Source organism: Nonomuraea sp. NPDC005650 (assembly GCF_040605375.1).
In the GTDB taxonomy this organism is placed as follows: domain Bacteria; phylum Actinomycetota; class Actinomycetes; order Streptosporangiales; family Streptosporangiaceae; genus Nonomuraea.
The window spans coordinates 175,025-201,246 of record NZ_JBEXCR010000003.1 but is presented as its reverse complement, the minus strand read 5'-3'; the positions used below and the strand labels follow the sequence as shown (position 1 = coordinate 201,246).

Below are 26,222 nucleotides of genomic sequence, written 5' to 3'. Positions count from 1 at the left end.
GCTTCCGGAAGCGCTTTCGTGGCGCCTCTTCTGACGGGGGACACCTCGATGGCAAGAGTTCTCAAGAGCCTGACGATCACTTCTATCTGCGCTTTGGCCCTGACCGCCTGCGCCAAGACCGACGAGCCCGGGGCGGCCCAGCCGACGGGACAGCAGGGTCCGGTCAAGATCGGCATCTCCCTTCCACTCACCGGCGACTTCGCCGAGCCCGGCAACGGCATCAAGGACGGCTACCAGGTCTGGGCCGACCGGGTGAACGCCAAGGGCGGCCTGCTGGGCAGGAAGGTCGAGCTGATCTTCCGCGACGACGCCTCCGACCCCAACCGGGTCAGCTCCGACTACGAGTCACTCATCACCCAGGACAAGGTCAACCTGGTCTTCGGGCCGTTCTCTTCGCGGCTCGTGATCCCCGCGGCGAAGGTCGCGGAGTCGTACAACATGCTGTTCGTCGAGCCGGCCGGGGCCGCCAAGGAGGTCTTCGAGCAGGGCTTCAAGCGGCTGTTCTACGCGGCGCCGGCGATCGCGAGCGACCACTACAACTATCTCGCCGAATACCTGCTCAAGCTGCCGGCCGACAAGCGGCCGAAGACGGCGGCGTACGCGAGCCTGGACGACCCGTTCGCCCAGGGCACCGCGTACGGGCTGAGGGACAAGCTGGCCGCGGCCGGGATCAAGACGGTCGTGGACGAGGTCTACCCGCCCGAGACCACCGAGTTCTCGCCCATCGCCGCCAAGATCGCCGCGGCCAAGCCGGACATCGTGGTGGGCGGCACGCAGTTTGAGGACTCCGTGGGCCTGGTGCGCGCGCTGCAGGAGCTGAAGGTGCAGCCCAAGCTGGCGGCGTTCTCGACCGGGCCGACGGAGCCGGAGTTCGCCGCCGCAGTGAAGGGGGCGGCCGAGAACATCATCTCGCCCGTCGGCTGGTCGGCCACGGCCACCTTCACCGGCAACCAGGAGATGATCAAGCGGCACAAGGAGATGTTCAACGGCGAGGCGAACGAGGACACCGCCAACGGCTTCACCGTCGGCCAGGTCGTCGAGGCCGCCGTGAACGCGGTCAAGTGCGTCGACGCCACCAAGGAGTGCCAGGACAAGCTGGCCGACCACATCAGGCAGGGCACGTTCGACACGGTCGTCGGGAAGCTCTCCTTCGACGACCAGGGCAGGCCCGAGCAGGCGCACATGATCCAGCAGTACGTCGACGGAAAGGTCGAGATCGTGCTCCCCGACCAGGCCAAGACGGCCGACCTCGTCTACCCGAAGAAGGAATGGTGAGCCTGCTCCTGCAGGGGCTGGCCCTGGGCGTGCTGACCGGCGGCCTCTACGCGCTGCTGGCCTCCGGTCTGTCGCTGTACTTCGGGGTGATGCGGGTGGTCATGGTGGCGCACCCGGCGTTCCTGTTCCTGGCCGCCTACCTGACCTACACCGTGCACACGACGCTCGGCGTGGACCCGTTCCTGGCGCTGCCCGTCACCGTGCCGCTCTTCTTCGTGCTGGGCGTGGCTGTGCAGCGGCTGCTCGTCGCGCGGCTGGCCGCCGACAACCTGGCGATGATGTCGGTGCTGCTGACGTTCGGGATCGCGCTGACCATCGAAGGACTGCTCGGGACGATCTACACCGGGTCCTACAAGTCGGTCAGCATGGAGTACGCGACCAAGTCGCTGACGATCGGCGGCGTGCACCTGCCGTACGACCGGATCATCGCCTTCCTGGTCGCGGCGCTCACCCTCGTGGTGCTGTTCGCGGTGCTGGTCAAGAGCCGGTTCGGGCAGGCGCTGCGGGCCACCATCCAGCACCGGGAGGCGGCCCGGCTGGTCGGCATCCGGACCGAGCGGGTCGCCGGCTACGGCTTCGGCGTGGGCCTGGCCACCGCGGCCGTCGGCGGGACCGTGCTGGCGCTGATCACGCCGTTCTTCCCCGCCTCGCACTGGGTGTGGATCGGCAAGCTCATGGCCATCATCGTGGTCGGCGGGCTGGGGAGCGTGATCGGCGCGGCGCTGGCGGCCGTCATGCTCGGCGTGGTCGAGGGCCTCGTGCTGGTGACCGTGGACGCCACCTGGGCCACGATGATGTTCTACGTCTTCCTCTTCCTGACGCTGCTCGCGCGCCCCCAGGGGTTCTTCGGAGGCCGGCTTGCGCATCGCTTCTAGAGGGATCCCGCTGCTGCTCGCCTGCCTGGCGCTGGCCTACCCGTGGCTGGTCCCCAACTACTACCTCGTGTACGCGGGCGCGCTGACCGTCATGTACGCGGCCATGTCCACGTCCTGGAACCTGCTGGGCGGTTTCACCGGATACGTCTCCCTCGGCCATTCGGCGTTCTTCGGCCTCGGCGCGTACGGGACGGGCCTGCTCGTCGTGCGCCTGGGCGTGCCGTGGGTCGTGGCCCTGGTGCTGTCGGCCGTGGCCGTGACGGCGTTCGCCGTGTTCATCGGCGTCGCGGCCGTGCGGGTGCGCGGCGCGTCGTTCGTGATCGTGTCGATCGCGCTCGTGTCGATGATGAACCTCGTCGTGCAGGGCTGGCGCTCGCTCACCGGCGGCTCCACCGGGCTGCAGGTCCCCACGCCCTTCCCCGACCTGCACCGGGGGCAGACGCACATCGTGTTCTTCTACCTGTTCCTGGCGCTGCTCGGGCTCGCGCTGCTGTCCTGGTGGTACGTCTCGCGCTCCCGGTTCGGCGCCGGCCTGCGGGCGATCAGGGAGGACGAGGACAAGGCCGAGTCCCTGGGGGTGCCGACGGGGGCGTACAAGGTGACGGCCTTCGCCCTGTCCGCCCTCTTCGTCTCGCTCGCCGGCGGGCTCTACGCGGTCTGGTTCGGCAGCCTCGACCCGATCTTCGTCTTCTCCATCCTCATCGGGTCGTACATGGTGCTGATGAGCCTGCTCGGCGGGGTCGGGCACCTGTTCGGGCCGCTGCTCGGGGCGCTCATCGTGGCCCCGGCGGGGGAGTACTTCCTGATCGCGCTGGGCGAGACGCAGATCCACCTGACCGCGACGGGCCTGCTGCTCGTGCTGGTCGTGCTGTTCATGCCGGACGGCATCCTCGCCCGGCTCACCAGGAGGCGTGCCGGGCCCTCCATCCCGGACGAGACGGCCGAACAGCGGCTCCAGGGGGTTGCCCGATGAGTGACACAGCGACCTCGTTGCGCACCGAGGGACTGACCAAGTCGTTCGGCGGGGTGCTCGCCGTGGACGGCGCGAGCGTCGAGCTGCGGGAGGGCGGGATCAACGGCCTGATCGGGCCCAACGGCTCCGGCAAGACCACGTTCTTCAACATCGTCACCGGCATGATCAAGCCGGACTCCGGCCGGGTGCTCTACCGCGACCGCGACATCACCCGCCACTCGCCGCACCGCGTCGCGCACGCCGGGATCGGGCGCACCTTCCAGCTCTGCCGCGTCTTCCCGCGCCTGACCGTGCTGGAGAACATGCTGGTCGCCGTCCGCCGCACCCGCCTGCGCGAGCTGCTGGCCGGGCTGCGGGACCGGGGCGAGGTCGAGCGGGCCCGGCACTGGCTGCGGCGCATGGGCATCGAGCACCTGGAGGACGCCGAGGCCCGCGACCTGTCCTACGGCCAGCAGAAGCTGCTGGAGCTGGCCGCCGTCCTCATGGCCGAGCCCGAGCTGGTGCTGCTGGACGAGCCGGCGGGCGGGGTCAACCCGGCGCTGATCGACCGGATCGTCTCGCTCGTACGCGACCTCAACGCCGAGGGCCGCACGTTCCTCGTCGTCGAGCACAACATGGACATGGTGATGGGCATGTGCGACCACGTGATCGTCTTCGACCGGGGGGCGCCCATCGCGTCCGGGCCGCCCGCCGAGGTGCGGGACGACCCGCGCGTGCTGGAGGCGTACCTCGGTGTCTGAGACCGTTCTGTCGCTGGAGGACGTCGAGGCCGGGTACGGCAGGGCGGCGCCGGTGCTGCGCGGCCTGTCCGTCCCGGTGCGCGCCGGTGAGATCGTCTGCCTGGTGGGGCCCAACGGCGCGGGCAAGTCCACCGCGCTCAAGGTCGCCAGCGGGCTGCTCCCGCCCCGGTCGGGGCGGGTCCTGCTGGCCGGCCGGGACGTGACGGGCCTGTCGCCGCAGCGGCTGCTCGGGCTCGGGCTGGCCCACGTGCTGCAGGGGCACAGCGTGTTCCGCGAGATGACCGTGGCCGAGAACGTGCGGCTCGGCGGCTTCACCGTGCGCGACTCCGCCAAGCTCCAGGCCAGGATCGAGGCGGTCAAGGAGCTGTTCCCCGTGGTGGGCGAGCGGTGGGGGAGCATGGCCGGGCTGCTGTCGGGCGGGCAGCAGAAGCAGGTGGAGTTCGCGCGGGCGCTCATGCTGGAGCCGTCCGTCGTGCTGCTGGACGAGCCGTCGATGGGGCTCGACCCGCGCAACACGCAGGTGGTCTTCGACCAGATCGACCTGATGCGGCGTACCGGCGTGGCCGTGCTGCTGGTGGAGCAGAACGCGCGCAGGGCGCTGGAGATGGCCGACGTCGGGTGCGTGCTCGACCTCGGCCGCGTCCACATCTCCGGCCCCGCCCGCGAGCTGGCCGGCGACCCCCGCCTGGGCCGCCTCTACCTCGGCGCCCCGCCGGTTGCCTAGCCGTGCGTGAGCAGGGTGCCCTCCACCCGGACCCGCTTGCGGAACACCCAGTACGTCCAGCCCTGGTAGACCAGCACGAACGGGAGCGCGATCAGGCCGATCCAGCTCAGCACGGTCAGCGTGTACGGGCCGGAGGCCGCCTCCGCCAGCGTCAGGCCAGGGAGCGGGCGCAGCCGCAGCTCCATGAAGACCGCCAGGGTCGACAGCACGATCGCCCCCGCCGTGGCCGCGAAGGCCCAGCCCTCGCGGCGGCGCCAGATGAGCGCCGTGGCCGCCGCCAGCGCCGCCATGGCGGCCAGCGCGGGGAACGTGCCCAGGCCCGACAGGGCGGCCACGGCCACCGGGATGGCCACGCCGCTGGCGGCCATCGCCACGACGCGGGCGCGGCGGCGTACCGGGCCCGTGGTCTTGAGCGCCAGGAAGACGGCACCGTGCAGGACGCAGACCGCCAGCGAGAACGCGCCCCCCAGCAGGGCGGCCGGCACGCTGTCGAACAGCAGGTCGGCGAAGACCGCCCCCCACAGGAACGCCGGGAGCGCGCTGCCCACCACGATGCCCAGGTCGCACCAGCGCGGGTCGGTCACCTTGCCGCGCCACTCCAGGCCGACGCCGCGCACGATCAGGCCGACCAGGACGAGCGTCACCGGCAGGTAGAAGGCGCTGAACACGCCCGCGTACCAGGCGGGGAACGCGGCGAACATGGCGCCGACGGCGGTGATCAGCCACACCTCGTTGCCGTCCCACACCGGGCCGATGGTCTGCAGGCTCTGCCGCTGCTCGCCGGGGTTGCGGCTCACGAGCGGCGCCAGCATGCCGACGCCGAAGTCGAAGCCCTCCAGCACGAAGTAGCCGGTCCAGAGGAAGGCGATGATGGCGAACCACAACTCGATCATTGTCTGCTCCCTCAGTACATCAGCGACGGCTCACGCCGCTCGGTGGCGGCGGGGGTGGGCGCCGGCTCCTCGACGCCCTTGCGGACATGCCTGGCCAGCAGGACGACCTCGGCTATGGCGAGCGCGCCGTACAGGAGCGTGAAGATCGTCAGGGACGTGGCCACCTCGGCCAGGCTCACGCCCGGCGACACGCTGGAGGCGGTGAGCAGCTCGCCCGCGACCGTCCACGGCTGGCGGCCGATCTCGCTCAGCAGCCACCCGGAGATCACCGCGACCAGCGGCAGCGGCAGCGCCAGCAGCAGCGCCCGCGACAGCCATCCCGGGAACTCGCGCCGGCGCCGGGTCAGCCAGAGGCCCAGCACCGACAGGCCCACCGTGGCCATCCCGAACCCCATCATCACCCGGAACGACCAGAACACGACCTGCTGGTTCGGCCGGTAGTCGCCGGGGCCGAACTGCTGCTCGAAGCGGCGCTGCAGGTCCTCGGTGCCCTGGACGACAGCGTCGGGGTCGTGGTCGGACAGGAGGCTGAGGAGCTTGGGGATCTCGATGCCGGGGACCACGGAGAAGGCCGCGCCGGCCGTGTCGCGCTCCAGCCCTTCGGCGGAGGCCAGCTTCATGGGCTGCTGCTCGTACATCAGCCTGGCCGACATGTCGCCGGTGCCCGCCACGACGACGCCGGCCAGGGCGGTCATGACGAGGGCGGCGCGGGCGGCGCCGCGCCACATCGGGGCGCGCGTCCTGAGCAGCCAGTAGCCGCTCACGGCCAGCACGAAACCGCCCGCCACGATGAACGCCGACCCGATCACGTGGGGCACCTGCGCCACCGCCGTGGAGTTGGTCAGCACGGCCCACAGGTCGGTCATCCTGGCCTTGCCGTCGACGACCTCATAGCCCACGGGGTGCTTCATCCAGGCGTTGGCCGCAAGGATGAAATATGCCGACAAGTTGGACCCGATGGCGGCCGCCCAGATGCACGCCAGGTGCACCTTCTTCGGCAGCCGCTCCCAACCGAAGATCCACAGGCCCAGGAACGTGGACTCCATGAAGAAGGCCAGCAGCGCCTCCATGGCCAGCGGCGCGCCGAAGACGTCGCCGACGAACGTGGAGTACTCGCTCCAGTTCATCCCGAACTGGAACTCCTGCACGATGCCGGTGACCACGCCCATGGCGAAGTTGATCAGGAACAGCTTCCCGAAGAACTTCGTGAGCTTCAGGTAGTGCTCTTTGCCCGTGCGGTGCCAGGCCGTCTGCAGGCCCGCCACGAAGATCCCCAGACCGATGGTCAGGGGCACGAACAGAAAGTGGTACACGGTGGTGACCCCGAACTGCCACCGTGCCAGGTCAAGTGCGTCCATCTCCCCGCCGACTCCCTGAGCTCTACAGCTTGTAGTTCATCTACCTGAAGTAGTACTACAACTCGTAGAGCAACGCGATGCGACCTTGCTCACATCGCTCCCCGTTGGTGTTTCCGCATCGAGGATCCCGCGCCGGCGGGGCCCGGCGCGTCCGCCGCCGGGGTGATCCGGGAGTACTCCTACCGGTCGACGGTCATGGCGGCCAGGTACGCCTGGAGGTTGCCCAGCTCGTATCCGCGGCGCTTGATCTTGTCGACCAGGATGCGGAAGTCCCTGGCCAGGTTGGGGCGGAAGTGCAGGAGCAGGATGTCGCCCGGGCGCAGGCGCTTGTCGGGCACCTGGTAGGCGATCTTGCCGCCCGGCTGGACGGTGGCCGTCCACAGGAGGACCGCGTCGATGCCGCAGCTCTTGGCCGCCCTGAGCGTGTCGGTGTTGTAGTTGCCGAACGGCGGCCTGAACAGCGTGGGCCTGGTGCCGACCTGCTTCCTGATGACCTGGGAGGAGCCGCAGATCTCGCGGCGCTGGGCGTCCTGGGAGAGCAGGCGGAGGTTGGGGTGGGTGAGGGTGTGGTTCTCGATGGCGACGTCGGCGTTGCGGAGCTGCCGGAAATATCCCCATTTACCGGCACCTACGTATTTCCCTGGGCCGCCCGCCGGGTCCGGGGTGCCCTTGGCCTCCACGGCGTCGCGCATGGCGAAGGCGGTGATGGGGATGTGCTGGTCGCGTACCTGCCTGACGAAGCCCGGGTCCTGCTCCCAGCCGTCGTCGATGGTCAGGAAGACGACCTTGCGCCTGGTGGGGATCGAGCTGATCACGGGCGGCAGGTCGCCGGTGCGCCCGACCGGGCGCACCTCGCCCCTGCGCGGCTGCTCGCCCGGAGGGCCGTGCCGGGTGGCCTTGGGTCGTGCGGACGTGCTCGGGGAACTCGGGGCGGAGGTGGTGTCGGGCCGGCGGACGCTCGCGGTCCCGGCGGGGGTGCACGCGGCGACGAGGGCCAGCACGCAGGCGACGGCGGCCGGGCGGGGCATGATCTTCAACGCGCGCATGGGCCCCCATCTTGCCAGGCATGATCCGCAAGACGCGTGCTTCCTCTGGCAGGTGTTGCCCTTATCCACGGGGTCCCGGCTGCTTAGAGTGGCGGCATGAAGGTGGCGGGTAGTGCCGTGATCGGCGTTCAGAGGGACCAGGTGTGGGCCGCGCTCCAGGATCCGGCGGTGCTGGTGCGCACCATTCCGGGGTGCGAGCGCCTGGAGGAGACCGGGCCGGACACGTACCGGATGACCGTGAACGCGGGCGTCGCGTCCATCAAGGGCGTCTATCAGGGAGAGGTGGCGCTGGCCGACCCGCTGGCGCCCGAGAGCTTCACGCTCAAGGCGCGGGGGCAGGGGGCGCCGGGGACGGTGGACGCCACCGTCCTGGTACGGCTGAGCGAGGTCGAGGGCGGGACCCGCGTCGACTACGACGCCGACGCGATGATCGGGGGGATGATCGGCGGGGTCGGGCAGCGCATGCTCGGCTCGGTGGCCAGGCGGACGGCGGGGGAGTTCTTCTCGGCGGTCGAGGATCACCTGCGTGGGGCGCCCGCTCCCGCCGCTGCCGGTGCGCAGGTGCCCGCCCAGGTGGGAGCGGTGAGCCCGATGGCCGGTCCTGTCTACGACCGGCCTCCCACGTTCCACCCGCGCACGCAGACGCGGCCCTGGGTGATGCTGGCGTCGTTCGGGATGGGGGCGGGGATCGCGCTCGCGGGCGTCGCGGTGGGCTGGCTGTTCGGACGCGCCTCCCGGGGCCGCTGACCCCGACCTCAGGTCAGGGCTCTCGCGGAAAAGGATCTCCAGGCGTAGCGTGGCTGGTATGCGGCAGGCACACGCGGAAGACGCAAGAACCGAGGCCAGAAGAGTCGTTCGCAACCTGCTGGGCGACGAGCGCCCCACAGCCGAGACCCTGATGGCCGACGTGCGCCCGGTGTTCGGGGACGAGCGGACCGAGCGGACGCTGGAGCTGGCGCTCGGCGCCGCGCTCACCCGGCGCTCGGCCGAGCTGGCCGCCATCGCCGCGCTGCTCGTCGGCACCCGCGAGCTGGGCGAGGAGTGGTGGAGCCGGTCCAGGGGCGGCAAGCTGCCCGCCCCCGACGAGGTGGTGCGCACGGCGGTCGCGATCGAGCCGTGGACCGATCTGACCGCGCTGGAGATGCTGGCCGCCTGGATCTCCGACGACGCCGCCGACCAGCTGTGGGGCAAGCCCGTCGCCGAGGTCGACCTCAACTCCTGGCAGGCCGAGGACCGCTTCCGGCTCCCGCCCGGGGTGAAGCCCGGGCAGCGGCTGGTCGTCCACTTCGACCCGGGCGGGCGGCTCGACGCGGTCGTCACCCGCAGGCCCGACGAAGATCTCGGGTCGAACCTCGACTTCCACTCCCTGCGCTACTCCCGGCCCGCCGAGGCCCAGTGGAGCTGGGGGGTCGCGGCCGGGCTCGGGCCGCACCGGCTGCCCGGCGAGGACCCCGACCCGTACGCCCGCGAGGTCCCGTCGGCCGCCGTGGGCGTCCTGCGTGCCTGGGCGGTGCGGCACGGCGCCACCCGCGACCAGCTCGGCGAGCGGTGGGCGACGGTCGGCGACGTGGTGGCCGCCATCGAGCGCGTGGACTGGATGTGGCGCAGCGGGGAGTGGTTCGGGTGGTGGCGCGGCGCCTCTGCGCTCGTGGACGACTCGGCCTACCTTCCCTACCGCCTGGAGGAGCTGGCCGCCGGATGAGCGGTGGGCGCCGAGTCGTGTGACAATCGAGACGTGTCGCGACGTCGCCTCGGTTACCTGCTCAAGCACGCCAACCTGCGCCTGGGGGAGCTGACGGGGCCGGCGCTGGAGCCGTACGAGATCGACGGGCGTGAGTTCGGGGTGCTGTCGGTGCTCCGCACGCCGGAGCCGCTCTCGCAGCTGGAGGCCGCCCAGCGGCTGGGCATCGACCGCACGACGATGGTCGCGCTGCTGGACGGGCTGGAGCGCAAGAAACTCGTCGGGCGCCGGCCGCATCCCGGCGACCGGCGCAAGAACATGGTGGAGCTGACCGATCACGGGCGCGAGGTCCTGGAGGCGGCCACCCGCGCCGTGGGCGTGGCGGAGGAGGAGTTCCTGGCCGCCCTGCCGGAGGAGGACCGGCGGCTGTTCAGGGACCTGCTGGACCGCCTGCTGTGAGGCCGGCCCGGTTCTCGCCCTCGCCGAGCTGGCCGGAGCGGTGGTGGCGGCGGCAGAGCACCTGGTAGCGCACCGGCGAGGCGTCGGTGTCGCCGATCACGACCTGCTCGCCCGTACGCGCCAGGCTCCCGCCCACCACCCGGGCGTTGAGCTGCCCGGGACGCCCGCACCAGCACAGCACCTCGACCTGCAGCCGGCACACCTCGTCCGCCAGCTCGAACAGCCGCTGCGCCGCCGGGAACATCACCGAGCGGAAGTCCGAGGCCAGCCCGAACGCGTAGACGTCCACGCCATGGTCGTCCACCAGGTCCGCGAGCTGCTCGATCTGCCGGACGGTGTAGAAGCAGGCCTCGTCGCAGATGAGGTAGTCGATGCGGTCGTGGGCGGTGACCAGGCTCACGAGGTCGAGGGAGTCCTCCACCTCGATGGCCTCTAATCCGAGCCCGATCCGGCTGGTGACCTTGGGGCCGCCGGAGCGGTCGTGCTTGGTCAGTACCAGGCCGCGCCTACCCTGACGTCCGTGGTTGTAGTTCATCTGGAGCGCCAACGTGGACTTCCCGCAGTCCATGGGGCCGAAGTAGAACTTGAGTACGGCATCCCGGGCGCCAGACGGCACGGCAGACAAGGCAGACAGTTCAGTCACGGGGGGCCAGCTTAGTGGCTTGGCTTGTTCCATGACCTCGTGGGACATTTCTCCTCTGGAGTTCGCAGGGGGAACAGTGGTCACCGGCGAGCCGAACACGGGAGGGGTCGAGCTGAGGAGCCATGCATAGCGTTCGTATCGGAGTGGACACCGGAGGAACCTTCACCGACGTGGTCGCGGTGGACGAGGAAACCGGTGAGATCCGCACCACCAAGACCCCCTCGACGCCCGCCAACCCGGCGGACGGGTTCGTCGCGGGCATCGAGAAGCTCGGCGCGCTCGACATCGGGTCGATCGTCCACGGCACCACGGTGGCCACCAACCAACTGCTCGAGGACCGGATCTCCAACCTCGGGTTCATCACGACCGAGGGTTTCGAGTTCGTCCTGGAGATCGCCAGGCAGAGCGTGCCCGACGGCTACGGCAACTCCTACTTCTGGGTCAAACCGCCCAGGATCGTTCCCGTGCACCTGGTGAAGACCGTCGGGGGGCGGCTCGACCACCTGGGCCAGGAGGTGTGGCCGTTCTCGGAGGAGCAGGCCGTGGAGGTGGCCCGCTGGTTCCGGGCCAAGGGCGTGACCGCGATCGGGGTCTGCTTCCTGCACTCCTACGCCAACCCCGAGCACGAGCGCCGCATGCGCGAGGTGCTCTGGCGCGAGCACCCGGACGCGGTGATCTCGCTGTCGAGTGACGTGCTGCGCGAGTACCGCGAGTACGAGCGCTCGGTCACCACGCTGGTGGACGCCGCCGTCAAGCCCGCCATGCGCGGCTACATCGCGAGCCTGTCCAACCGTCTCGGCAAGCCGTTCTCGGTCATGAAGTCCAACGGCGGCATCCTGTCGGCCCGCGAGGTCGTCAACCAGCCGATCACCACCGTCCTGTCGGGCCCGGCGGCGGGCGCGCTCGGCGCGGCGCTCATCGCCTCGACGGCGGGGCACCCGTCGGTGATCACGCTGGACGGCGGCGGCACCTCGACCGACGTGGCCGTGGTGATCGACGGCGAGCCCTCGATCACCACCGAGGGCTCCGTGGGCCGCTACCCGTGCAAGATCCCGATGATCGACATCATCACCGTCGGCGCGGGCGGCGGCTCGATCGCGTGGATCTCGCCCGAGGGCACGCTCAAGGTCGGCCCCAGGTCCGCGGGCGCCGACCCCGGCCCCATCTGCTACGGCAAGGGCGGGACGGAGGTGACGGTCACGGACGCGCATGTGTTCCTCGGCCGGATCCCGCCCCACCTGCTCGGCGGCGAGATCCCGCTGGACGCCGACGCCGCGCGCGGCGGCATCGAGGCGCTGGCCGACAAGCTTGGCCTCACCCCCGAGCGCACGGCGACGGGAATCCTGGAGATCAGCGCGTTCAACCAGAGCAACGCGATCAGGCAGCTCACCGTCAAGCGCGGGCTGGACGTGCGGGACTTCCCGCTGGTGACGTTCGGCGGGTCCGGGCCGCTGCTGGCGTGCCGGCTGATCGACATCCTCGGGCTGCCGGCGGTGATCGTCCCGCGCGACCCCGGGAACGTCTCGGCGTTCGGGCTGCTGACGGTGGACGTCAAGAACGACTACGTCCGCACGTACGTCACCCGCGAGCTCTCGCTCGGCAAGGCGGTCGAGATCTTCCACGACCTGGAGCATCAGGCGGGGGAGGCGCTCGACCGCGAGGGCTTCGACGACCCGGTCTACCTGCGCAGCGCCGACCTGCGCTACTACGGCCAGGCGTACGAGGTGCGCGTGCCCGCCCCGGCGGGCGAGATCGACGAGGACTGGCAGGCCGAGGTGGTCGACCGCTTCCACGCGGCCCACGAGAAGCTGTACGGGTACGCGTACCGGGACGATCCTCGCCACGGCGTCGAATGGGTGAACCTGCGCGTCTCCGGCATCGGCCCCATCACCCGCCCGGCCGTCCGCCGCCTGGAGAAGGGCGGCGAGGGCGCCCCCTCGGTGCGTCAGGTGCATTTCGACGAGACCCGCGACACCGCGATCCACCAGCGCTCCGCCCTGGGCCCCGGCGCCACGGTCACCGGGCCGGCCGTGATCGAGGAGTACGGCTCGACGATCCCGATCCACCCGGGCTTCACCGCACGGGTGGACGAGTACGGAAATGTGGAGGTACGGCGTGACTGATCCGATCTTGGTGGAGATCGTCGAGGGCACGCTGGCCTCCGTCGAGAAGGAGGTCGAGACGGCCATCGCGCGCACGGCCCGCTCGCCGATGATCCGCGACGCGCACGACTTCCGCGCGGGCATCCACGACGTACGGCTGCGCAAGCTCACCGGCCGCTCCTACAGCGCGCTCGTCCAGCCGGTGGTGCGCGACTTCCCGGTCGAGACGATGAAGCCCGGCGACGTGTACTTCCACAACGACGTCTACCTCTCCGAGGGCGGCATCGGTCACCTGCCCGACCTGTGCGTGACCGTGCCCGTCTTCCACGAGGGCGCCGTCGTGGCGTTCGTGCAGGCGTTCGGCCACCACGACGACATCGGCGGGTCCGTGCCCGGCTCCATGCCCTCGCACGCCCGGTCGGTGTTCGAAGAGGGCCTGATGGTGCCGCCGATCAAGCTGTGGGACGAGGGTGTGCCCAACGAGGCCGCGCTGCGCATCATGACCCGCAACTCCCGCATGCCCGACTCCCTGGCCGGCGACCTCGACGCCGAGTGCTCGGCGTGCCTGATGGGGGCGCGGCGGCTGGGCGAGCTGTTCGACCGGTACGGCCGGCAGGCCGTCGAGGAGTGCTTCGACGCGATCATCTCCAAGACCACCGAGACGTTCCGCAGGGAGCTGCTGGCCAAGATCCCCGAGGGGACGTACGTGTGGGAGGACTACGCCGAGCACGACGGCGTGGACGAGCCCCGCCTGCACGCCCAGCGGATCACTTTGTCGGTCGACCACGCCTCGGACGCGCCGTTGACGATCGACTTCACCGGCACGTCGCCGCAGGCCAAGGGGCCGATCAACCACGCGGGCGACTACGCCGACGGCGTCTTCCTGAAGAAGTGGCTGGCCCCGATCCTGCGCAACCTGGCCGACACGCCGGAGCGGATGGCCGAGCTGGACGTCAACGAGGGCGTCGTGCCCCTCATCAAGATGATCTTCCCGGAGAAGGGCACCCTGCTCACCCCGGTCTTCCCGGCCCCCACGAACGCCCGCACGTTCGTCATCCTGCGCCTGCTCGGCGTGCTGGCCGGCGTGCTGGCCAAGGCCACGAACGGCCGCATGCCCGCCGACCAGGAGACCATCCGCTACACCGGCGTCTACGGCGCGGACGCCGACGACCAGCCGTACCTGATGCGCGAGGTCCTGGGCGGCGGCTCGGGCGGGCGCTGGTACGCCGACGGCGAGGACACCATCCACGTGGTGCCCGACTCGCGCAACATCCCGGTGGAGTTCGCCGAGGCGCGCTGGCCGTTCCGGGTGGAGCGGCTGGCACTGGCCTGCGACTCCGGCGGGCCCGGCATGTTCAGGGGCGGGCTGGGCTACGACAAGCACATCAGGATGCTCAGGGACGCCTCGTACATGTCGATCGCCGACCGCTCGATCCTGTCCTGCTGGGGCGTGAACGGCGGCCTCGCGGGGCGGCCGTTCCGCGTGGAGATCGCGGGCAAGGAGATGGAGGGGCTGGTCGACGACCATCCGGTGCAGGCCGGCGAGCTGATCCGCATCCGTACGACCGGGGGCGGAGGATGGGGCTCCCCGTACGACCGTGACCCCCGGGCGGTGGCGGCCGACGTCCGGGACGGGAAGGTGTCGATCGCGGGCGCGCTGGGGGACTACGGCGTGGTGCTGGACGGCGACCGCATCGACGAACAGGGCACCGCCGAGCTCCGCGCCCGCCTGCGCCCTCCGGGCGGCCGCTTCTTCGACCGTGGGCCCGGGTACGCGAAGCTGTCGGGCGGACGCGCGTACGCCGAGGTGGACGAACTTTAGGGAGATCCCGTCGTGCGTATTGTCCTGGCCGGGCTGGCCACCAGCCACCCGTACACCGACGCCCGCACCCTGACCCGCCACGCGGAGCTGGTGGTGTGGGAGCAGGACCCCGAGCGGCTGCGGCGCTTCACCGACGAGCACCCGGCGGCGAAGGTGGCCGGCAGCCTCGGCGAGGCGCTGGCCACCGGGCCCGACGGCGTGGTGCTGACCGTGCCCAACCCGCAGGTGCCCGAGGCGCTGGCGCAGGTCCTGGAGACCGGCGCGCCCTGCTTCGTGAACAAACCGGCCGCCGCCAGCCGGGCGCAGCTCGACGCGCTCGACCGGTTGGCGATCGGCGAGCGGGTGCTGTCGAGCTCGGTGCTGCGCTTCGCCCCCGCGTTCGCCGGGGTGCGGGTGGATCCCGGCGAGGTGCTGGCCGTGCGGGCCACCGTACGGCATGACGTGGGGTTGTGGGCCGACGGCTACAACGCCTGGCAGGACACGCCCGGCGAGGGCGGCGGGACCATGGTGACCATGGGCATCCACGGCGTCGAGCTGCTGGTCGCCCTGCTGGGGCCGGACGTGCGCCTGGTGGGCGCCGCCGGGGCCAAGCGGCACTACCAGGGCCTGCGCTCCGAGGACACCGGCGTGATGGCCCTGCGGTGGGGGAGCGGCGTCACGGGGACGGTGGAGATCATCGGCGTCTCCGAGGGCGAGGACTACACCGTCACCGTGCACACGCGCGACGGCTCCGAGTCGATCGCGATCGAGAGCGGCGACGACCCGGTCAAGGGGCTCGGGTACGAGGGGACCATCGACGCGTTCCTCTCCATGGTGCGCGGCGCGCCCAGCCCGGTGCCGTGGGAGCAGACCAGGGCGATCCTCGACGTGCTGGTCACAGCCCGTGAGGTCGCCTGACCCAGTTGTGCCTACCCGTTGACAGCCGAAGTCTGTGCCAGTTACGGTCTGGACCGTAAATAACAGACGGAGGAGATGCCCGCGTGCGCACGACAGCGGAACTCGAGGAGCGGCTGGCGCGGCCCGGCGCCGGGCTGGTGGACGATCTCAGGGGGCTCGACGGCGACATCCTGATCCTGGGCGCCGGCGGCAAGCTGGGGCCGAGCCTGGTACGGCTGGCGCTCAACGCCACGAACGGGGACCGGCGGATCATCGCGGTCTCGCGCTTCTCCGAGCCGGGGCTCGCCGAGTCGCTGGCCGAGGACGGCGCGACGGTAGTGGCCGCCGACGCGGCCGACGAGCGGGCGCTGCGCGACCTGCCCGACGCGCCGAACGTGGTCTTCCTGGTCGGCGCCAAGTTCGGGACGCAGGGGCGCGAGCACGCCACCTGGTTCACCAACGCGTACCTGCCCGGGAGGGTCGCCGACCGCTTCCGGCACAGCCGGATCGCCGCCCTGTCCACCGGGAACGTCTACCCACTCGTCCCCGTCACGAGCGGCGGCAGCACGGAGGACTCCCCGACGGGGCCCGTGGGCGACTACGCCATGAGCTGCCTGGGTCGCGAGCGGGTGCTGACGCACTTCTCCGAGACGTACGGCACGCCGATGTCGCTCGTCCGCCTCAACTACGCGGTCGAGCTGCGCTACGGCGTGCTCATCGACCTGGCGCAGAAGGTCCTGGCCGGCGAGCCCATCGACCTGTCGACGGGTCAGGTGAACGTGGTCTGGCAGGGCTACGCGAACGAGGTCACGCTCAGGTCGCTGGCCCTGGCCTCCGCGCCGCCGTACCTCCTCAACGTGACCGGGCCCGAGCTGCTCTCGGTGCGCCGGATCGCCCAGGACCTCGGCGCGGCGCTGGGCAAGGAGCCCGTGTTCACGGGGGAGGAGGCGCCGACCGCGCTGCTGTCGAACGCGGGCCGCTGCCACCGCCTGTTCGGCTATCCCGAGCTCACGCCCGCCGAGCTCATCGAGCACACGGCGCGGTGGGTGGTCGACGGCGGGCCGCTGCTCGGCAAACCCACCAAGTTCGAACGCCGTGACGGCCGTTTCTGACCGCTTCCGGCATCCTGCTCGCCCACACCGACAAACACCAAGGGGGACCTCACGTGCTCAGCACGGCTCCACAGGCGCAGACGTCCGTTCGTGACCTGTTCAGGCGCGGCCTGGTGATCCCGGCGCACCCGCTCGCGCTCACCGAGGACAGGAAGCTGGATGAGCGCCGCCAGCGGGCGCTGACCCGCTACTACGTCGAGGCGGGCGCGGGCGGGCTGGCGGTGGGCGTGCACACGACGCAGTTCGCCATCCACGGCACCGGCCTGCTGCCGCCCGTGCTCGAACTGGCGGCCCGCACCGCCAAGGAGGTCGAGCGCGAGGTGGTGCTGGTGGCCGGCGCGACCGGGCCCACCGCCCAGGCGGTGGCCGAGGCGGAGCTGGCCCGCTCGCTCGGGTACCACATGGTGCTGCTCAGCCCGCACCGCGAGCTCGACGAGAACGCGCTCATCGACCGGGCCAGGGCGGTGGGCGAGGTGCTGCCGGTGATCGGCTTCTACCTGCAGCCCGCGGTGGGCGGGCGCACCCTGTCCCGCGACTTCTGGACGCGGCTGGCCGCCGTGGAGTCCGTGGTGGGCATCAAGGTCGCCCCCTTCGACCGGTATCGCACGCTGGACGTGCTGCACGGAGTCGTACGGGCGGGGCGGGCCGGGGAGGTGGCGCTCTACACGGGCAACGACGACCACATCCTGGCCGACCTCATCACCTCGCACCGGGTGGTCGTGGACGGGCGCGAGGTGGAGGTCGAGTTCGTCGGCGGGCTGCTCGGACAGTGGGCGGTGTGGGTGCGGCGGGCCGTGGAGCTGCTGGAGGAGGCCAAGCTGGCCAGGGGCGGGGACGACGCGGCGGTACGGCGGCTGCTCACCCTGGACGGGCACCTCACGGACGCCAACGCGGCCATCTTCGACTCCGCGAACGGGTTCCATGGGTGCATTCCGGGCATCCATGAGGTGCTGCGGCGGCAGGGGCTGCTGGCGGGGCGGTGGTGCCTCGACCCGGAGGAGGAGCTTTCGCCGGGGCAGCTCGCGGAGATCGATCGGATCTGGGGCGCTTATCCGTGGCTCCGGGACGACGACTTCGTCTCGGCCGGGCTCGACCGCTGGCTCTCCTGACCCCATGCCCCTCTACCCCGCCACCTCCACACCCGCCACCCCTGCGCCGGCCTGGCCCCTGGACGTCCGTGCGCGTTGCGCCGATCGCCGCCGGTCGGGGCGCATGCCCGCCGCGCAGGCGCCCGAGAGGCAGGGGTCAGAGGGTCAGGCGGTAGAGGGTCAGCGGGCGGCCGCTGGAGCCGCTGGTGAGGTTGCCCGTGCGCTGCGCCAGGCCCGCGAGCTCCAGCCGGTGCAGCATGCGGCGGGCCGTGCGCTGCTGGACGCCCAGGCGGTCGGCGATCTCGCGGGTCGTCAGCGGCTCGTCCCCCGCCGCCGTCCGCGCCTCCAGGAGCTTCTCCAGCGTGGGCACCGACAGGCCGACGCGGCGGGCGATGACCGGCAGGTTCTGCGTCCCCGTGGGCGCAGGGGTGACCGACTCCAGGACGATGTCCGTGTCCGCCCGCAGCGACAGGACCGCGGCGACCTCGCCGATCCGGCGGGCCCTGGCCAGGGCGCGGCGGGCCAGGCTCTCGGCCTCCGCGGCGCTGCGGCCCAGGCCGAAGCCGACGCGTACGACGTCGTTCTGGCCGGCCAGCCGCGCCAGCATGGGCAGCCCGGTGAAGCCGCCCGTGGCGTCGTGGAGCGGGCCGCGGGTGGTGACCAGCAGGTGCGTGCCGCCGCGGAAGGCCGCCAGGGTGCCGCCGAGCGCCGTGGCCTCGCGCAGCAGGCCCTCCTCGTTGGCCACCTCGACGAGCCCGATCGCGATCTGGGCGTCCTCCTGCGCCTGGCCCTCGGCGGTCAGCATGAGCTGGCGCAGCGCCACCCGTACCGAATGGACGGAGGGCACCAGGCGCAGCACGTGGCGCTCGTCGCGCAGGGCCTCGTGCACGGAGCTGAGGCAGGTGATCACCGCGTGCGCGGGCCCCTTCCGGTGGAAGGTGACGGCCTTCTTGGAGGTCATCTCCGGCCGGTACGGGAGCGTGCGCAGGTCGCCGGTGGGCAGCCCGGCCTCGGCGAACGTGATCTGGACGTCGGCGGCCGACAGCGTGTCGATCGACAGCCGGGTGATGTCCTGGCCCTCGTGCTGGAGGCGTACGAGGGCGCTGAGCAGCGTCGCGCCCGAGTAGTCGACGAACGCCGCCGGACGGGTGAGCGCCTCGGCGTCGCGCGAGAGCATGTAGGGCACTATGCCGGTGAACAACCACCCCTCGACGGAGGCGGCGTGCGCCTCGACGATCGCGGGCGCCTGAGACTCGTGGTCGTAGTCGAGGCGCAGCGTGCTGACGCCCGGCTGCTCCTCGCAGACGGCCGCGACGTCGTCGACCAGGTCGTGCGGGCCGACGACCCCGATGACGATTCCCACCCACGCCTCCCTCTCGCTATTTTCGGTCAAGACCGCAATCATATCCTGTGAGGTGCCCGGTGAAGTTCCCGTCCATGGCGGAAGCGGACGGCCGTACGCTCGGCGACGAGGAGGTGGCCGCCGCCGAGCGGGTGATCCGCTCGGGCATGCTCAACTCCGTCTGGGGGACCGAGGCGCGGGCGCTGGAGCACGAGATCGCCCGCGTCTACGGCACCCGCCACGCGATCACCTGCAGCTCCGGCACCGCGGCCCTCCACCTGTCGGTCGTCGCGGCCGCGCCGGACCCCGGAGACGAGGTCATCACGACGCCGATCACGGATTTCGGGACCGTGGCCCCCATCTTGGCGCAGAACGCCGTCCCTGTCTTCGCCGATGTGGATCCCTCCGACGGCAATCTCGATCCGGACGCGGTGGCCGCGCTGATCGGCCCCCGTACGAGGGCGATCATGGCGGTCCACCTGTTCGGCGCGCCGGCCAGGGTCGGCGAGCTGCGCGCGCTCGCCGACGAGCACGGCCTGACGCTGATCGAGGACTGCGCGCAGGCCTGGCTGACCGAGCTGCCCGGCGGCGGGCTCGCGGGCACGGTGGGCGAGGTCGGCTGCCTCAGCCTGCAGCAGTGGAAGCACATCACCTGCGGCGACGGCGGCGTGACGATCACCGACGACGACGAGCTGGCCAGGCGGATGCGGCTCTTCTCGGACAAGGGCTGGGACCGCGCGGCGGGCCGGTCGCACGCCGCCTTCGGGCTCAACTACCGCATGACCGAGCTCCAGGCCGCCGTGGCCCGCGCTCAGTTCGCCAAGCTCCCCGGCGTTCTCGCCGCCCGCCGCCGCACCGCCGGGCGGCTCCTGGACGCCCTGAAGGGCCTCTCAGGGGTACGCCTGCCGCGCCCGGACGGCCACGCCTGGTGGCTGTTCCCGGTCGTGTGCCCGGACGGCGACGCGCCCGAGCTGGCCGCGCACCTGGCCGCGGCCGGGATCCCCGCGCGGGCCGGTTACCTCGCCGAGCCGCTGAACAGGGCACCCGTGTGGGAGGCTGCCATCTACGGCGCCTCCCGCTACCCGCTCGACGACTACCGGCCCAACCCCTGCCCGCGGGCGGAGCGCATGGTGGACCGTACGCTGCTGGTCATCGACTGGAACGAGAACTACACCCCCGAACACGTCGACCTGATCGCCCACGAAATGACGAAATTTCGGGCGCGACCGTAGTTACGTTCATGTATCAGGGATTGACCCGGCCAAGATGCGCTCACTAGGTTTCGGTCAGGACCGGTATTAGTCGAAAGGAAGCCGCCGATGAAGAAGGCAGCGGCAGTCGGCCTCGCGGCCGCCCTGAGCCTCGGGGCCGCCGGGTGCGGATCCAGCAGCGGCTCGGACAAGAGCACCGTGACCCTTTGGATGTACCCCGTCATCGGGGACCAGGCCAAGAACCTGGCGTTCTGGGGCAAGGTGGAGAAGGACTTCGAGGCCGCGAACCCCACGATCGACGTCAAGATCGACCAGCAGCCCTGGGAGGGCCGCCAGGAGAAGGTCACCACCGCACTGGTCTCGAAGAAGGGCTTCGACCTGGTGGTGCTCGGTCCCGACCAGATCCCCCAGTACGCCCAGCAGGGCACGGTCGAGGCGGTGGACGACATCGTCGCCCCGGCCAAGGCCTCCTACCTGCCCAACTCCCTGGCTGCCCTGACCATCAACGGCAAGCTGTACGGCGTCCCGATCTACCAGACGATCACCGCGCCCATCTACAACAAGAAGCTGTTCGCCGACGCGGGTGTCGAGAAGGTGCCCGAGACGCTGGCGGAGCTGAAGGAGGCCGCGCCCAAGCTGGCCGCCAAGAAGGTCGCCGTGCTGGACTACCCGGGCAAGCCCGACGTCAGCCTGAACCAGAGCTTCTACCCGATCCTGTGGGCCAATGGCGGCTCGGTCTTCGCCGCCGACGGCAAGAGCGTCGCCTTCAACGGCCAGGAGGGCGTGGCCAGCCTGCAGCTCCTGCTCGACCTGAAGGCCGCGGGCGGCCTGCCGGAGAACACCGCGAGCAAGACCAACGACGTCGAGGGCGGCCCGCTGGCCGCCGGCAAGACCGCCATGTACCACGCGGCCACCGCCGGCATGGCCGACCAGCTCGGCGCGGCCATCGGCGCCGACAACGTCGGCATCGGCCTGCCGCTCGAAGGGACCAAGCGGGTCGCGTTCGGCATCCCCGGCGCCCTGGTGCTGGCCAAGCACACCGAGAACAAGGACGCCGCCAAGAAGCTCGCCACCTACCTGGCCTCGCCCGAGGTGTCCGCCGGGCTGGCCAAGGAGTCGGGCTTCTTCCCCGCCCGCACGGACGTGACCGTGCCCGACCAGTCGGCGACGGCCAAGGAGTTCGCCAAGTCCCTGCAGTACGCCTTCCCCGGCGACACCCACCCCAAGGCCCGCCAGGTGATGGGCGTGCTGGCGCCGCACATCCAGGCGGCGCTGCTCGGCAAGGAGGACGCCAAGACCGCGCTCGACGCGGCCGCCAAGGAGGCCAACCAGCTGCTCGGCACCGGCTGAGCCTCCGCACACCGCCAGAAAGGAAACACCTGGTGCGCCAACGCCTGCGTGACCCGGTCACCGGCCTGCTGTTCGTGCTGCCCGTCCTCGTGCTCTTCCTGATCTTCCGGATCTTCCCGTCGCTGGGCGCGGCGGGGATGAGCCTGACGAACTGGAACATCGGCGGCGACTGGGAGTTCATCGGCGCGGACAACTACGCCCGGCTGCTCGACGACGTGAACTTCTGGTTGAGCCTGCGGGTCACGCTCGTGTACGTGGCGATCTACGTGCCGCTCACGCTGCTCGTGGCACTCGGCACGGCGCTGCTGCTCAACCAGGTGGTCTTCATGCGCGGGCTGTTCCGCGGCATGCTGTTCCTGCCGTACGTCACCAGCTTCGTGCTGGCGGGCATCATCTGGCGCTGGATCTACGAGTTCGACGGGCTGATCAACGGCCTGCTGGCCAAGGCGGACCTCGGCCCGGTGGCGTTCCTGGAGCAGACGGCCGTGGTCCTGCCCGCGCTGGCCGTGGTGTCGGTGTGGAAGGGCTTCGGCTACTCGATGCTGATCCTGCTGGCCGGGCTGAAGTCGATCCCGTCCTCCTACCTGGAGGCGGCCAGGGTGGACGGGGCGAGCACGTGGCAGCGCTTCCGCAGGATCACGCTGCCGCTGCTCAAGCCCACCATCTTCTTCGTCGTGGTGATCGAGACGATCAGCGCCTTCCAGACCTTCGACACCGTGTACGTGATGACGGGCGGCGGCCCGGCCAGGGCCACCTACACGCTCATCTTCGGCATCTACGACCACGGCTTCCGGTCGTTCGACTTCGGCTACGCCGCCACGTGGGGCATGGTGCTGTTCGCGATCGTGCTGATCGTGTCGCTGGTCCAGCGCCGTTTCCTTGATCGGGGGAACACATGACGATCACCGCGTCCCGGCCCGTCACCGAGGTGCGGGCGGTCCGCGCCGCCCGCCGCCGGTGGTGGCGGGGCAGGTGGCCGCTGGCCGCGCTGCTCGCGGTGCTGTCGGTGCTGACCGTCAGCCCGTTCGTGGCGATGTTCATCGTGGCGCTGTCGCCGGCGGGCCGGCCGACCGTGCCGGTGCGGTGGCCGGACTCGCTCACGCTCGACAACATCACGCGGGTGCTCGAGTCGTCCGGGTTCGTCACGTGGACGATCAACTCGCTGATCTACGCCCTGGTCTCCGTGGTGATCATCCTGCTCACCTCGTCCATGGCCGGGTACGCGTTCGCCAAGAAGCGCTTCCCCGGCCGGGAGGCCATGTTCTGGACGTTCCTCGCCACCATGATGGTGCCGTTCCAGGCGACGCTCATCCCGACGTTCGTGCTGGTCAACAGCCTGGGCGGGGTGGACACGTTCTGGGGCCTGATCGTGCCCACGCTGGCGAACTCGCAGGCCGTCTTCCTGATGCGGCAGTTCATCCTGGGGCTGCCGGACGAGCTGTTCGACGCGGCCAAGGTCGACGGGGCCTCCGAATGGCGGGTCTACTGGACGATCGTGGTGCCGCTGACCAAGCCGATCCTGGCGACGCTGGGCGTGTTCGTGTTCCTGTGGCACTGGAACGACTTCCTGTGGCCGCTGGTCGTCGGCCAGAGCGACGCCACCCGTACGCTGACCGTCGGACTGACCACGCTGCGGACCGAGGAGCTGCAGCTGTCGATGCTCATGGCCTCGGCGGCCGTGTCGGTGCTGCCGTGCCTGCTGGTGTTCTTCCTGCTGCAGCGGTACCTGGTCAACAGCATCGCGATGACCGGCCTGAAATAGGGTCGTGCGGGTGGACATCGCTGCACGAAACCTTCGAGACCGCCTCGGCGGCGCGCTGATCGCCGCCGCGGCCACCCCCATGACCGCGTCCGGCGAGGTGGACCTCGACGTGGTCTCCCGCTATCTCTCCGGCCTGGTGCTCGACGGCGTCACCGGCCTGGCCGTGCTCGCCCACACGGGCCGCGGCCCGTACCTCGCCCCGGACGTCCGCGCCGGCGTCATCGAGCGCGCGGTCGCCCTGGGCGTTCCTGTGCTGGTCGGCGTGGGCGGCGGTGCGGAGGACCCGGCGGCGCAGGCGCGGGTGGCGGCCGAGCTGGGCGCCGACGGCGTGCTCGTCTTCCCGTCGGACGGCGACCGGGTGGCGCTGCACGAGCGGGTGTGGCGGGCGGCCCGGCTGCCGATGATCGCCTTCGACCTCTACACCCGCCCGTGCCCCGCCGGCACGCTGCGCGAGCTGCTGGCGCATCCCGGCGTCGCGGGGCTGAAGACGGCGTTGCTGTCGGACGCGATGGGCTGCCAGCGGGCCATCGCGCTGACCAGGGAGGCGGACCGGCTGGCGATCACGGGGGAGGACCGCATGTTCGGCCCGTCCCTGCTGTGGGGCGCCGAGGCGGCCCTGGTCGGCATCGCCGCGGCGGGCGTCGGGGTGACCGCCGCCGTCCTGGAGGCGTTCGCGGGCAAGGACCTGCGCGCGTTCGAGGAGGCGTCCGGGCGGCTGGACCGGCTGGCGCGGGCGACGTTCACCGAGCCCATGGAGGGTTACGTGCAGCGCATGCTCTGGCTGGCCGCCGCCGAGGGCCGCGTGCCCGGGACGCACGCCCACGACCCGTACGGCCCGCCCCTCCCGGAGGAGGAGCGGGCCGTGGTGGTTTCCGCGGCCGGGTGAATCAGCGGGCCGTGGTGGTTTCGGCGGCCGGGTGAATCAGCGGCCCGCGATGGCCACCCGGACGAGATTGCGGGCGCGCACCGCGTACAGGGCCCGGCGGGAGGGGTCGAGCGCCAGCTTGGGCTCGCCGCCGAACCACTGCCCGGCCAGCCCCTCCACGATGGGCTTCGCGGTGAACGCGGCCAGGTCGATCTTGTAGATCGAGCCGCCGTCCGTGCAGTACGCCACCCGGCCGGTGACGAACAGCTCGCCGCCCTTCGTCCCGACCTTGATCGTCCTGGTGACCTTCCTGTGCCGCAGGTCGAACTCGAACACCTCGCCCCCGCTCGCCATGCCGTACAGGGTGCCGTTCCCGCCGAGGGCGAGCGAGGAGATCATGCGGGTGGCGGGGAGCGGTTCCATCTCCCAGAGCAGCTTGCGCGTGCGCAGGTCGAACGCGGCCAGGCGGGCGGTCGTCGTGACCGGCGGCAGGCCGAGGCCCTCCTGGATCAGGGTGCCCAGGTAGGCGACGCCGTCCCGGGCGACGACCGAGTAGACGGTCTGGCGCTCCACCGCCGGCCGGTACGTCTCGTACTTTCCGGTCCGGGGCGAGTACAGCGAGAGCGCGCCGTTCATGTGGCCGGGCTCCGGCTGGGTGGGCATGACGATCAGGCCCGTCGTGACGTCGTAGGCGAGGTCGCGCGGGCGGTCCTGCTGGTTGCCGGTGCGGGCGATCAGGTCGGCCTCGGTCTTCCCGCGGCGGTGCGTGTACAGGGCCGCCTGGGTGTAGACGCCCAGGTAGGTGGTGTCGCCGACGGTGAGCAGCGTCTTCGGTTCGCCCGAGATGCCCAGCCGGGTCACCTTGCCGGTCGCGAGGTCGTGGACGTCCGCGCCGCCCTTGCCGCCGACGTAGACGCGCCGCCCGTCGGAGTGCACGGACATCGGCTCCTCGGGAGCCGCCTTGAAGCCGCGCTGCACGAGGTTGACGTAGTCGAGCGAGCCGGTCGCCGGGTCGTAGACGAAGACCGCGCTGTCCTGGATGCCGTAGATCCGGCCCTCGTGGGCCAGGATGCGGTGGGTCAGCGCCTCGAAATAGGGGACGCCGAGCACCTCCAGCTTCTCCGTGGCCAGGTGGTAGCGGTAGAACGTGCCGGAGGGGCGGCCGGCGAAGTAGACGTACCCGTCGTGGATCAGGACCGCGACGATGTACTTCTCGCCGGCGGCGGTGGCCTTGACGACCTTGTGGTTCTGCGGCGCGGCCTTCTCCAGCACGACCAGCTCGGCCAGCGAGTTCATGCCGCCGGCCAGGTGGGTCTCCGACATCGACATGCTGGAGACCCAGTCGCGGTCGGCCACGGCGGACGGCAGGAGGTCGCGCTTCTCGCCGGTCCTGCGGTCGATCGCGATCAGGTGGGCGTGGGCGCCGATCCCGGCGTAGACGTAGGCGTCGTCGGCCTGGATGCTGCGGACGTACGCCTCGCCGGGGGCGGGCTGGCCCAGGTCGCGGCTCGTGCCTGTGGCCGGGTCGTACTCCCAGACGCGGCCGGGCTCCGATGTGCCCAGGTAGACCTTGCCGTCGGGGGAGGAGGCCATGGTCCAGATGTAGTGGTCGGGGTATTCGGCGACCTTGGTGACCTGGCCGGCGATGGTGTCGATCTTGTACAGGTCGGATCTCGCGTGGGTGCCGACGTAGACGTCGGTGCCGACCTTGCACATCGCCCAGATGCCCACCCCCGTCGGGATGTCGAAATGGGTCGTGACCGAATCCTGGGCGAGGTCGAACGCGCCGACCACGTTGGGCGACAGGCCGCGCGAGCCGGCGTAGAGCACCCCGCCGACGAACTCGCCGTTGCCCAGCGGGCTGGCGACGCTCGCCGGCCCCATGTCGGTGACCGTGCCCTCGGGCTGGGCTTTCTCGTGGGTGGCTGCACGGGCTGGCGTGGCCGTGAACGTGGCGGCCGCCGTGGTCGCGGCGGCCGCCTGAAGGAAACGACGGCGGGGGATCATGCGCGGGCTCCCTTGGTG

The 26,222-nt window shown here is 71.1% G+C and carries 24 protein-coding genes; 18 read left to right on the top strand and 6 right to left on the bottom strand.

Going from position 1 to position 26,222, the window contains the following annotated elements; all coding sequences use genetic code 11:
* Window positions 1-48 precede the first annotated feature (48 nt).
* The 5 genes from ABZS69_RS06385 to ABZS69_RS06365 are packed head-to-tail and all read left to right on the top strand — an operon-like array spanning window position 49 to window position 4,587.
* Window positions 49-1,275 (top strand): amino acid ABC transporter substrate-binding protein, encoded by a 1,227-nt coding sequence (locus tag ABZS69_RS06385; RefSeq protein ID WP_355367452.1) that lies wholly within the window; start codon window positions 49-51, stop codon window positions 1,273-1,275.
* Complete coding sequence (locus tag ABZS69_RS06380; RefSeq protein WP_355367449.1) at window positions 1,269-2,150, top strand: branched-chain amino acid ABC transporter permease; 882 nt, start codon at window positions 1,269-1,271, stop codon at window positions 2,148-2,150. Before ABZS69_RS06385 ends, ABZS69_RS06380 begins: the two co-directional genes overlap by 7 nt.
* On the top strand, window positions 2,134-3,123 hold the full coding sequence (locus tag ABZS69_RS06375; RefSeq protein WP_355367446.1) for a branched-chain amino acid ABC transporter permease: 990 nt from the start codon (window positions 2,134-2,136) through the stop codon (window positions 3,121-3,123). The genes ABZS69_RS06380 and ABZS69_RS06375 overlap by 17 nt, the downstream gene beginning before the upstream one ends.
* Entirely contained in the window at window positions 3,120-3,863 is a 744-nt protein-coding gene (locus ABZS69_RS06370; protein WP_355367443.1) for an ABC transporter ATP-binding protein, read from the top strand. Before ABZS69_RS06375 ends, ABZS69_RS06370 begins: the two co-directional genes overlap by 4 nt.
* Complete coding sequence (locus ABZS69_RS06365) at window positions 3,856-4,587, top strand: ABC transporter ATP-binding protein (protein WP_355367440.1); 732 nt, start codon at window positions 3,856-3,858, stop codon at window positions 4,585-4,587. The genes ABZS69_RS06370 and ABZS69_RS06365 overlap by 8 nt, the downstream gene beginning before the upstream one ends.
* Here ABZS69_RS06365 and cydB read toward each other — a convergent pair.
* The 3 genes from cydB to ABZS69_RS06350 all read right to left on the bottom strand — a co-directional run bounded on the left by cydB (window position 4,584) and on the right by ABZS69_RS06350 (window position 7,884).
* The gene (gene cydB, locus ABZS69_RS06360) at window positions 4,584-5,480 is read right to left on the bottom strand and encodes a cytochrome d ubiquinol oxidase subunit II (RefSeq protein ID WP_355367437.1); all 897 of its coding nucleotides are present in this window, start codon (window positions 5,478-5,480) and stop codon (window positions 4,584-4,586) included. The genes ABZS69_RS06365 and cydB overlap by 4 nt on opposite strands.
* An 11-nt stretch (window positions 5,481-5,491) precedes the next feature.
* On the bottom strand, window positions 5,492-6,838 hold the full coding sequence (locus ABZS69_RS06355; protein ID WP_355367434.1) for a cytochrome ubiquinol oxidase subunit I: 1,347 nt from the start codon (window positions 6,836-6,838) through the stop codon (window positions 5,492-5,494).
* Between the two features lie 179 nt (window positions 6,839-7,017).
* Window positions 7,018-7,884: a polysaccharide deacetylase family protein gene (locus tag ABZS69_RS06350; RefSeq protein WP_355367431.1), complete on the bottom strand. Its 867-nt coding sequence runs from the start codon at window positions 7,882-7,884 to the stop codon at window positions 7,018-7,020.
* 117 nt (window positions 7,885-8,001) lie between these two features.
* Here ABZS69_RS06350 and ABZS69_RS06345 point away from each other — a divergent pair, with 117 nt between their 5' ends.
* Genes ABZS69_RS06345 through ABZS69_RS06335 form a run of 3 tightly spaced genes read left to right on the top strand, consistent with a single transcriptional unit; the run spans window position 8,002 to window position 10,024 of the window.
* Window positions 8,002-8,631, top strand: a complete 630-nt coding sequence (locus ABZS69_RS06345; protein WP_355367428.1) for a carbon monoxide dehydrogenase subunit G — start codon at window positions 8,002-8,004, stop codon at window positions 8,629-8,631.
* 58 nt (window positions 8,632-8,689) lie between these two features.
* A complete protein-coding gene (locus ABZS69_RS06340) occupies window positions 8,690-9,586 on the top strand; it encodes a hypothetical protein (RefSeq protein WP_355367425.1) in 897 nt (298 codons plus the stop codon).
* 33 nt (window positions 9,587-9,619) lie between these two features.
* A complete protein-coding gene (locus ABZS69_RS06335) occupies window positions 9,620-10,024 on the top strand; it encodes a MarR family transcriptional regulator (RefSeq protein ID WP_355367422.1) in 405 nt (134 codons plus the stop codon).
* On the opposite strand, the gene ABZS69_RS06330 is transcribed toward ABZS69_RS06335, so the two are convergent.
* A complete protein-coding gene (locus tag ABZS69_RS06330; protein WP_355367419.1) occupies window positions 9,996-10,667 on the bottom strand; it encodes a thymidine kinase in 672 nt (223 codons plus the stop codon). The genes ABZS69_RS06335 and ABZS69_RS06330 overlap by 29 nt on opposite strands.
* 122 nt (window positions 10,668-10,789) lie before the next feature.
* Here ABZS69_RS06330 and ABZS69_RS06325 point away from each other — a divergent pair, with 122 nt between their 5' ends.
* The 5 genes from ABZS69_RS06325 (at window position 10,790) to ABZS69_RS06305 (ending at window position 17,688) form a co-directional block, all read left to right on the top strand.
* Window positions 10,790-12,790, top strand: coding sequence for a hydantoinase/oxoprolinase family protein (locus tag ABZS69_RS06325; RefSeq protein WP_355367416.1), 2,001 nt, complete (start codon window positions 10,790-10,792; stop codon window positions 12,788-12,790).
* Entirely contained in the window at window positions 12,783-14,591 is a 1,809-nt protein-coding gene (locus ABZS69_RS06320; RefSeq protein WP_355367413.1) for a hydantoinase B/oxoprolinase family protein, read from the top strand. Before ABZS69_RS06325 ends, ABZS69_RS06320 begins: the two co-directional genes overlap by 8 nt.
* Window positions 14,592-14,603: 12 nt before the next feature.
* The gene (locus tag ABZS69_RS06315) at window positions 14,604-15,488 is read left to right on the top strand and encodes a Gfo/Idh/MocA family oxidoreductase (RefSeq protein WP_355367410.1); all 885 of its coding nucleotides are present in this window, start codon (window positions 14,604-14,606) and stop codon (window positions 15,486-15,488) included.
* Window positions 15,489-15,571: 83 nt separating this feature from the next.
* Window positions 15,572-16,579 (top strand): NAD-dependent epimerase/dehydratase family protein, encoded by a 1,008-nt coding sequence (locus tag ABZS69_RS06310; protein ID WP_355367407.1) that lies wholly within the window; start codon window positions 15,572-15,574, stop codon window positions 16,577-16,579.
* A 53-nt stretch (window positions 16,580-16,632) separates the two neighbouring features.
* Window positions 16,633-17,688: a dihydrodipicolinate synthase family protein gene (locus ABZS69_RS06305; protein WP_355367404.1), complete on the top strand. Its 1,056-nt coding sequence runs from the start codon at window positions 16,633-16,635 to the stop codon at window positions 17,686-17,688.
* 136 nt (window positions 17,689-17,824) lie between these two features.
* Here ABZS69_RS06305 and ABZS69_RS06300 read toward each other — a convergent pair whose 3' ends face one another.
* Window positions 17,825-19,030 (bottom strand): hypothetical protein, encoded by a 1,206-nt coding sequence (locus ABZS69_RS06300; protein ID WP_355367401.1) that lies wholly within the window; start codon window positions 19,028-19,030, stop codon window positions 17,825-17,827.
* 59 nt (window positions 19,031-19,089) lie between these two features.
* Between ABZS69_RS06300 and ABZS69_RS06295 the strand changes: the two genes are divergently transcribed.
* The 5 genes from ABZS69_RS06295 to ABZS69_RS06275 all read left to right on the top strand — a co-directional run bounded on the left by ABZS69_RS06295 (window position 19,090) and on the right by ABZS69_RS06275 (window position 24,218).
* On the top strand, window positions 19,090-20,241 hold the full coding sequence (locus ABZS69_RS06295) for a DegT/DnrJ/EryC1/StrS family aminotransferase (protein WP_355367398.1): 1,152 nt from the start codon (window positions 19,090-19,092) through the stop codon (window positions 20,239-20,241).
* Between the two features lie 87 nt (window positions 20,242-20,328).
* Entirely contained in the window at window positions 20,329-21,570 is a 1,242-nt protein-coding gene (locus tag ABZS69_RS06290) for a sugar ABC transporter substrate-binding protein (protein WP_355367395.1), read from the top strand.
* Window positions 21,571-21,602: 32 nt separating this feature from the next.
* Complete coding sequence (locus ABZS69_RS06285) at window positions 21,603-22,469, top strand: sugar ABC transporter permease (RefSeq protein WP_355367392.1); 867 nt, start codon at window positions 21,603-21,605, stop codon at window positions 22,467-22,469.
* Window positions 22,466-23,332, top strand: a complete 867-nt coding sequence (locus tag ABZS69_RS06280) for a carbohydrate ABC transporter permease (protein ID WP_355367389.1) — start codon at window positions 22,466-22,468, stop codon at window positions 23,330-23,332. The genes ABZS69_RS06285 and ABZS69_RS06280 overlap by 4 nt, the downstream gene beginning before the upstream one ends.
* Window positions 23,333-23,342: 10 nt before the next feature.
* Window positions 23,343-24,218 (top strand): dihydrodipicolinate synthase family protein, encoded by an 876-nt coding sequence (locus ABZS69_RS06275; protein WP_355367386.1) that lies wholly within the window; start codon window positions 23,343-23,345, stop codon window positions 24,216-24,218.
* A 36-nt stretch (window positions 24,219-24,254) separates the two neighbouring features.
* Here ABZS69_RS06275 and ABZS69_RS06270 read toward each other — a convergent pair whose 3' ends face one another.
* The gene (locus ABZS69_RS06270; RefSeq protein ID WP_355367383.1) at window positions 24,255-26,204 is read right to left on the bottom strand and encodes a hypothetical protein; all 1,950 of its coding nucleotides are present in this window, start codon (window positions 26,202-26,204) and stop codon (window positions 24,255-24,257) included.
* Window positions 26,205-26,222 lie beyond the last annotated feature (18 nt).

What these genes read in the sequence shown, in the direction of transcription:
- ABZS69_RS06385 (WP_355367452.1), top strand. Translation starts at nt 49, where the DNA reads ATGGCAAGAGTTCTCAAGAGCCTGACGATCACTTCTATCTGCGCTTTG.
- ABZS69_RS06380 (WP_355367449.1), top strand. Translation starts at nt 1,269, where the DNA reads ATGGTGAGCCTGCTCCTGCAGGGGCTGGCCCTGGGCGTGCTGACCGGC.
- ABZS69_RS06370 (WP_355367443.1), top strand. Translation starts at nt 3,120, where the DNA reads ATGAGTGACACAGCGACCTCGTTGCGCACCGAGGGACTGACCAAGTCG.
- cydB (WP_355367437.1), bottom strand. Translation starts at nt 5,480, where the DNA reads ATGATCGAGTTGTGGTTCGCCATCATCGCCTTCCTCTGGACCGGCTAC.
- ABZS69_RS06355 (WP_355367434.1), bottom strand. Translation starts at nt 6,838, where the DNA reads ATGGACGCACTTGACCTGGCACGGTGGCAGTTCGGGGTCACCACCGTG.
- ABZS69_RS06350 (WP_355367431.1), bottom strand. Translation starts at nt 7,884, where the DNA reads ATGCGCGCGTTGAAGATCATGCCCCGCCCGGCCGCCGTCGCCTGCGTG.
- ABZS69_RS06340 (WP_355367425.1), top strand. Translation starts at nt 8,690, where the DNA reads ATGCGGCAGGCACACGCGGAAGACGCAAGAACCGAGGCCAGAAGAGTC.
- ABZS69_RS06325 (WP_355367416.1), top strand. Translation starts at nt 10,790, where the DNA reads ATGCATAGCGTTCGTATCGGAGTGGACACCGGAGGAACCTTCACCGAC.
- ABZS69_RS06290 (WP_355367395.1), top strand. Translation starts at nt 20,329, where the DNA reads ATGAAGAAGGCAGCGGCAGTCGGCCTCGCGGCCGCCCTGAGCCTCGGG.
- ABZS69_RS06280 (WP_355367389.1), top strand. Translation starts at nt 22,466, where the DNA reads ATGACGATCACCGCGTCCCGGCCCGTCACCGAGGTGCGGGCGGTCCGC.
- ABZS69_RS06270 (WP_355367383.1), bottom strand. Translation starts at nt 26,204, where the DNA reads ATGATCCCCCGCCGTCGTTTCCTTCAGGCGGCCGCCGCGACCACGGCG.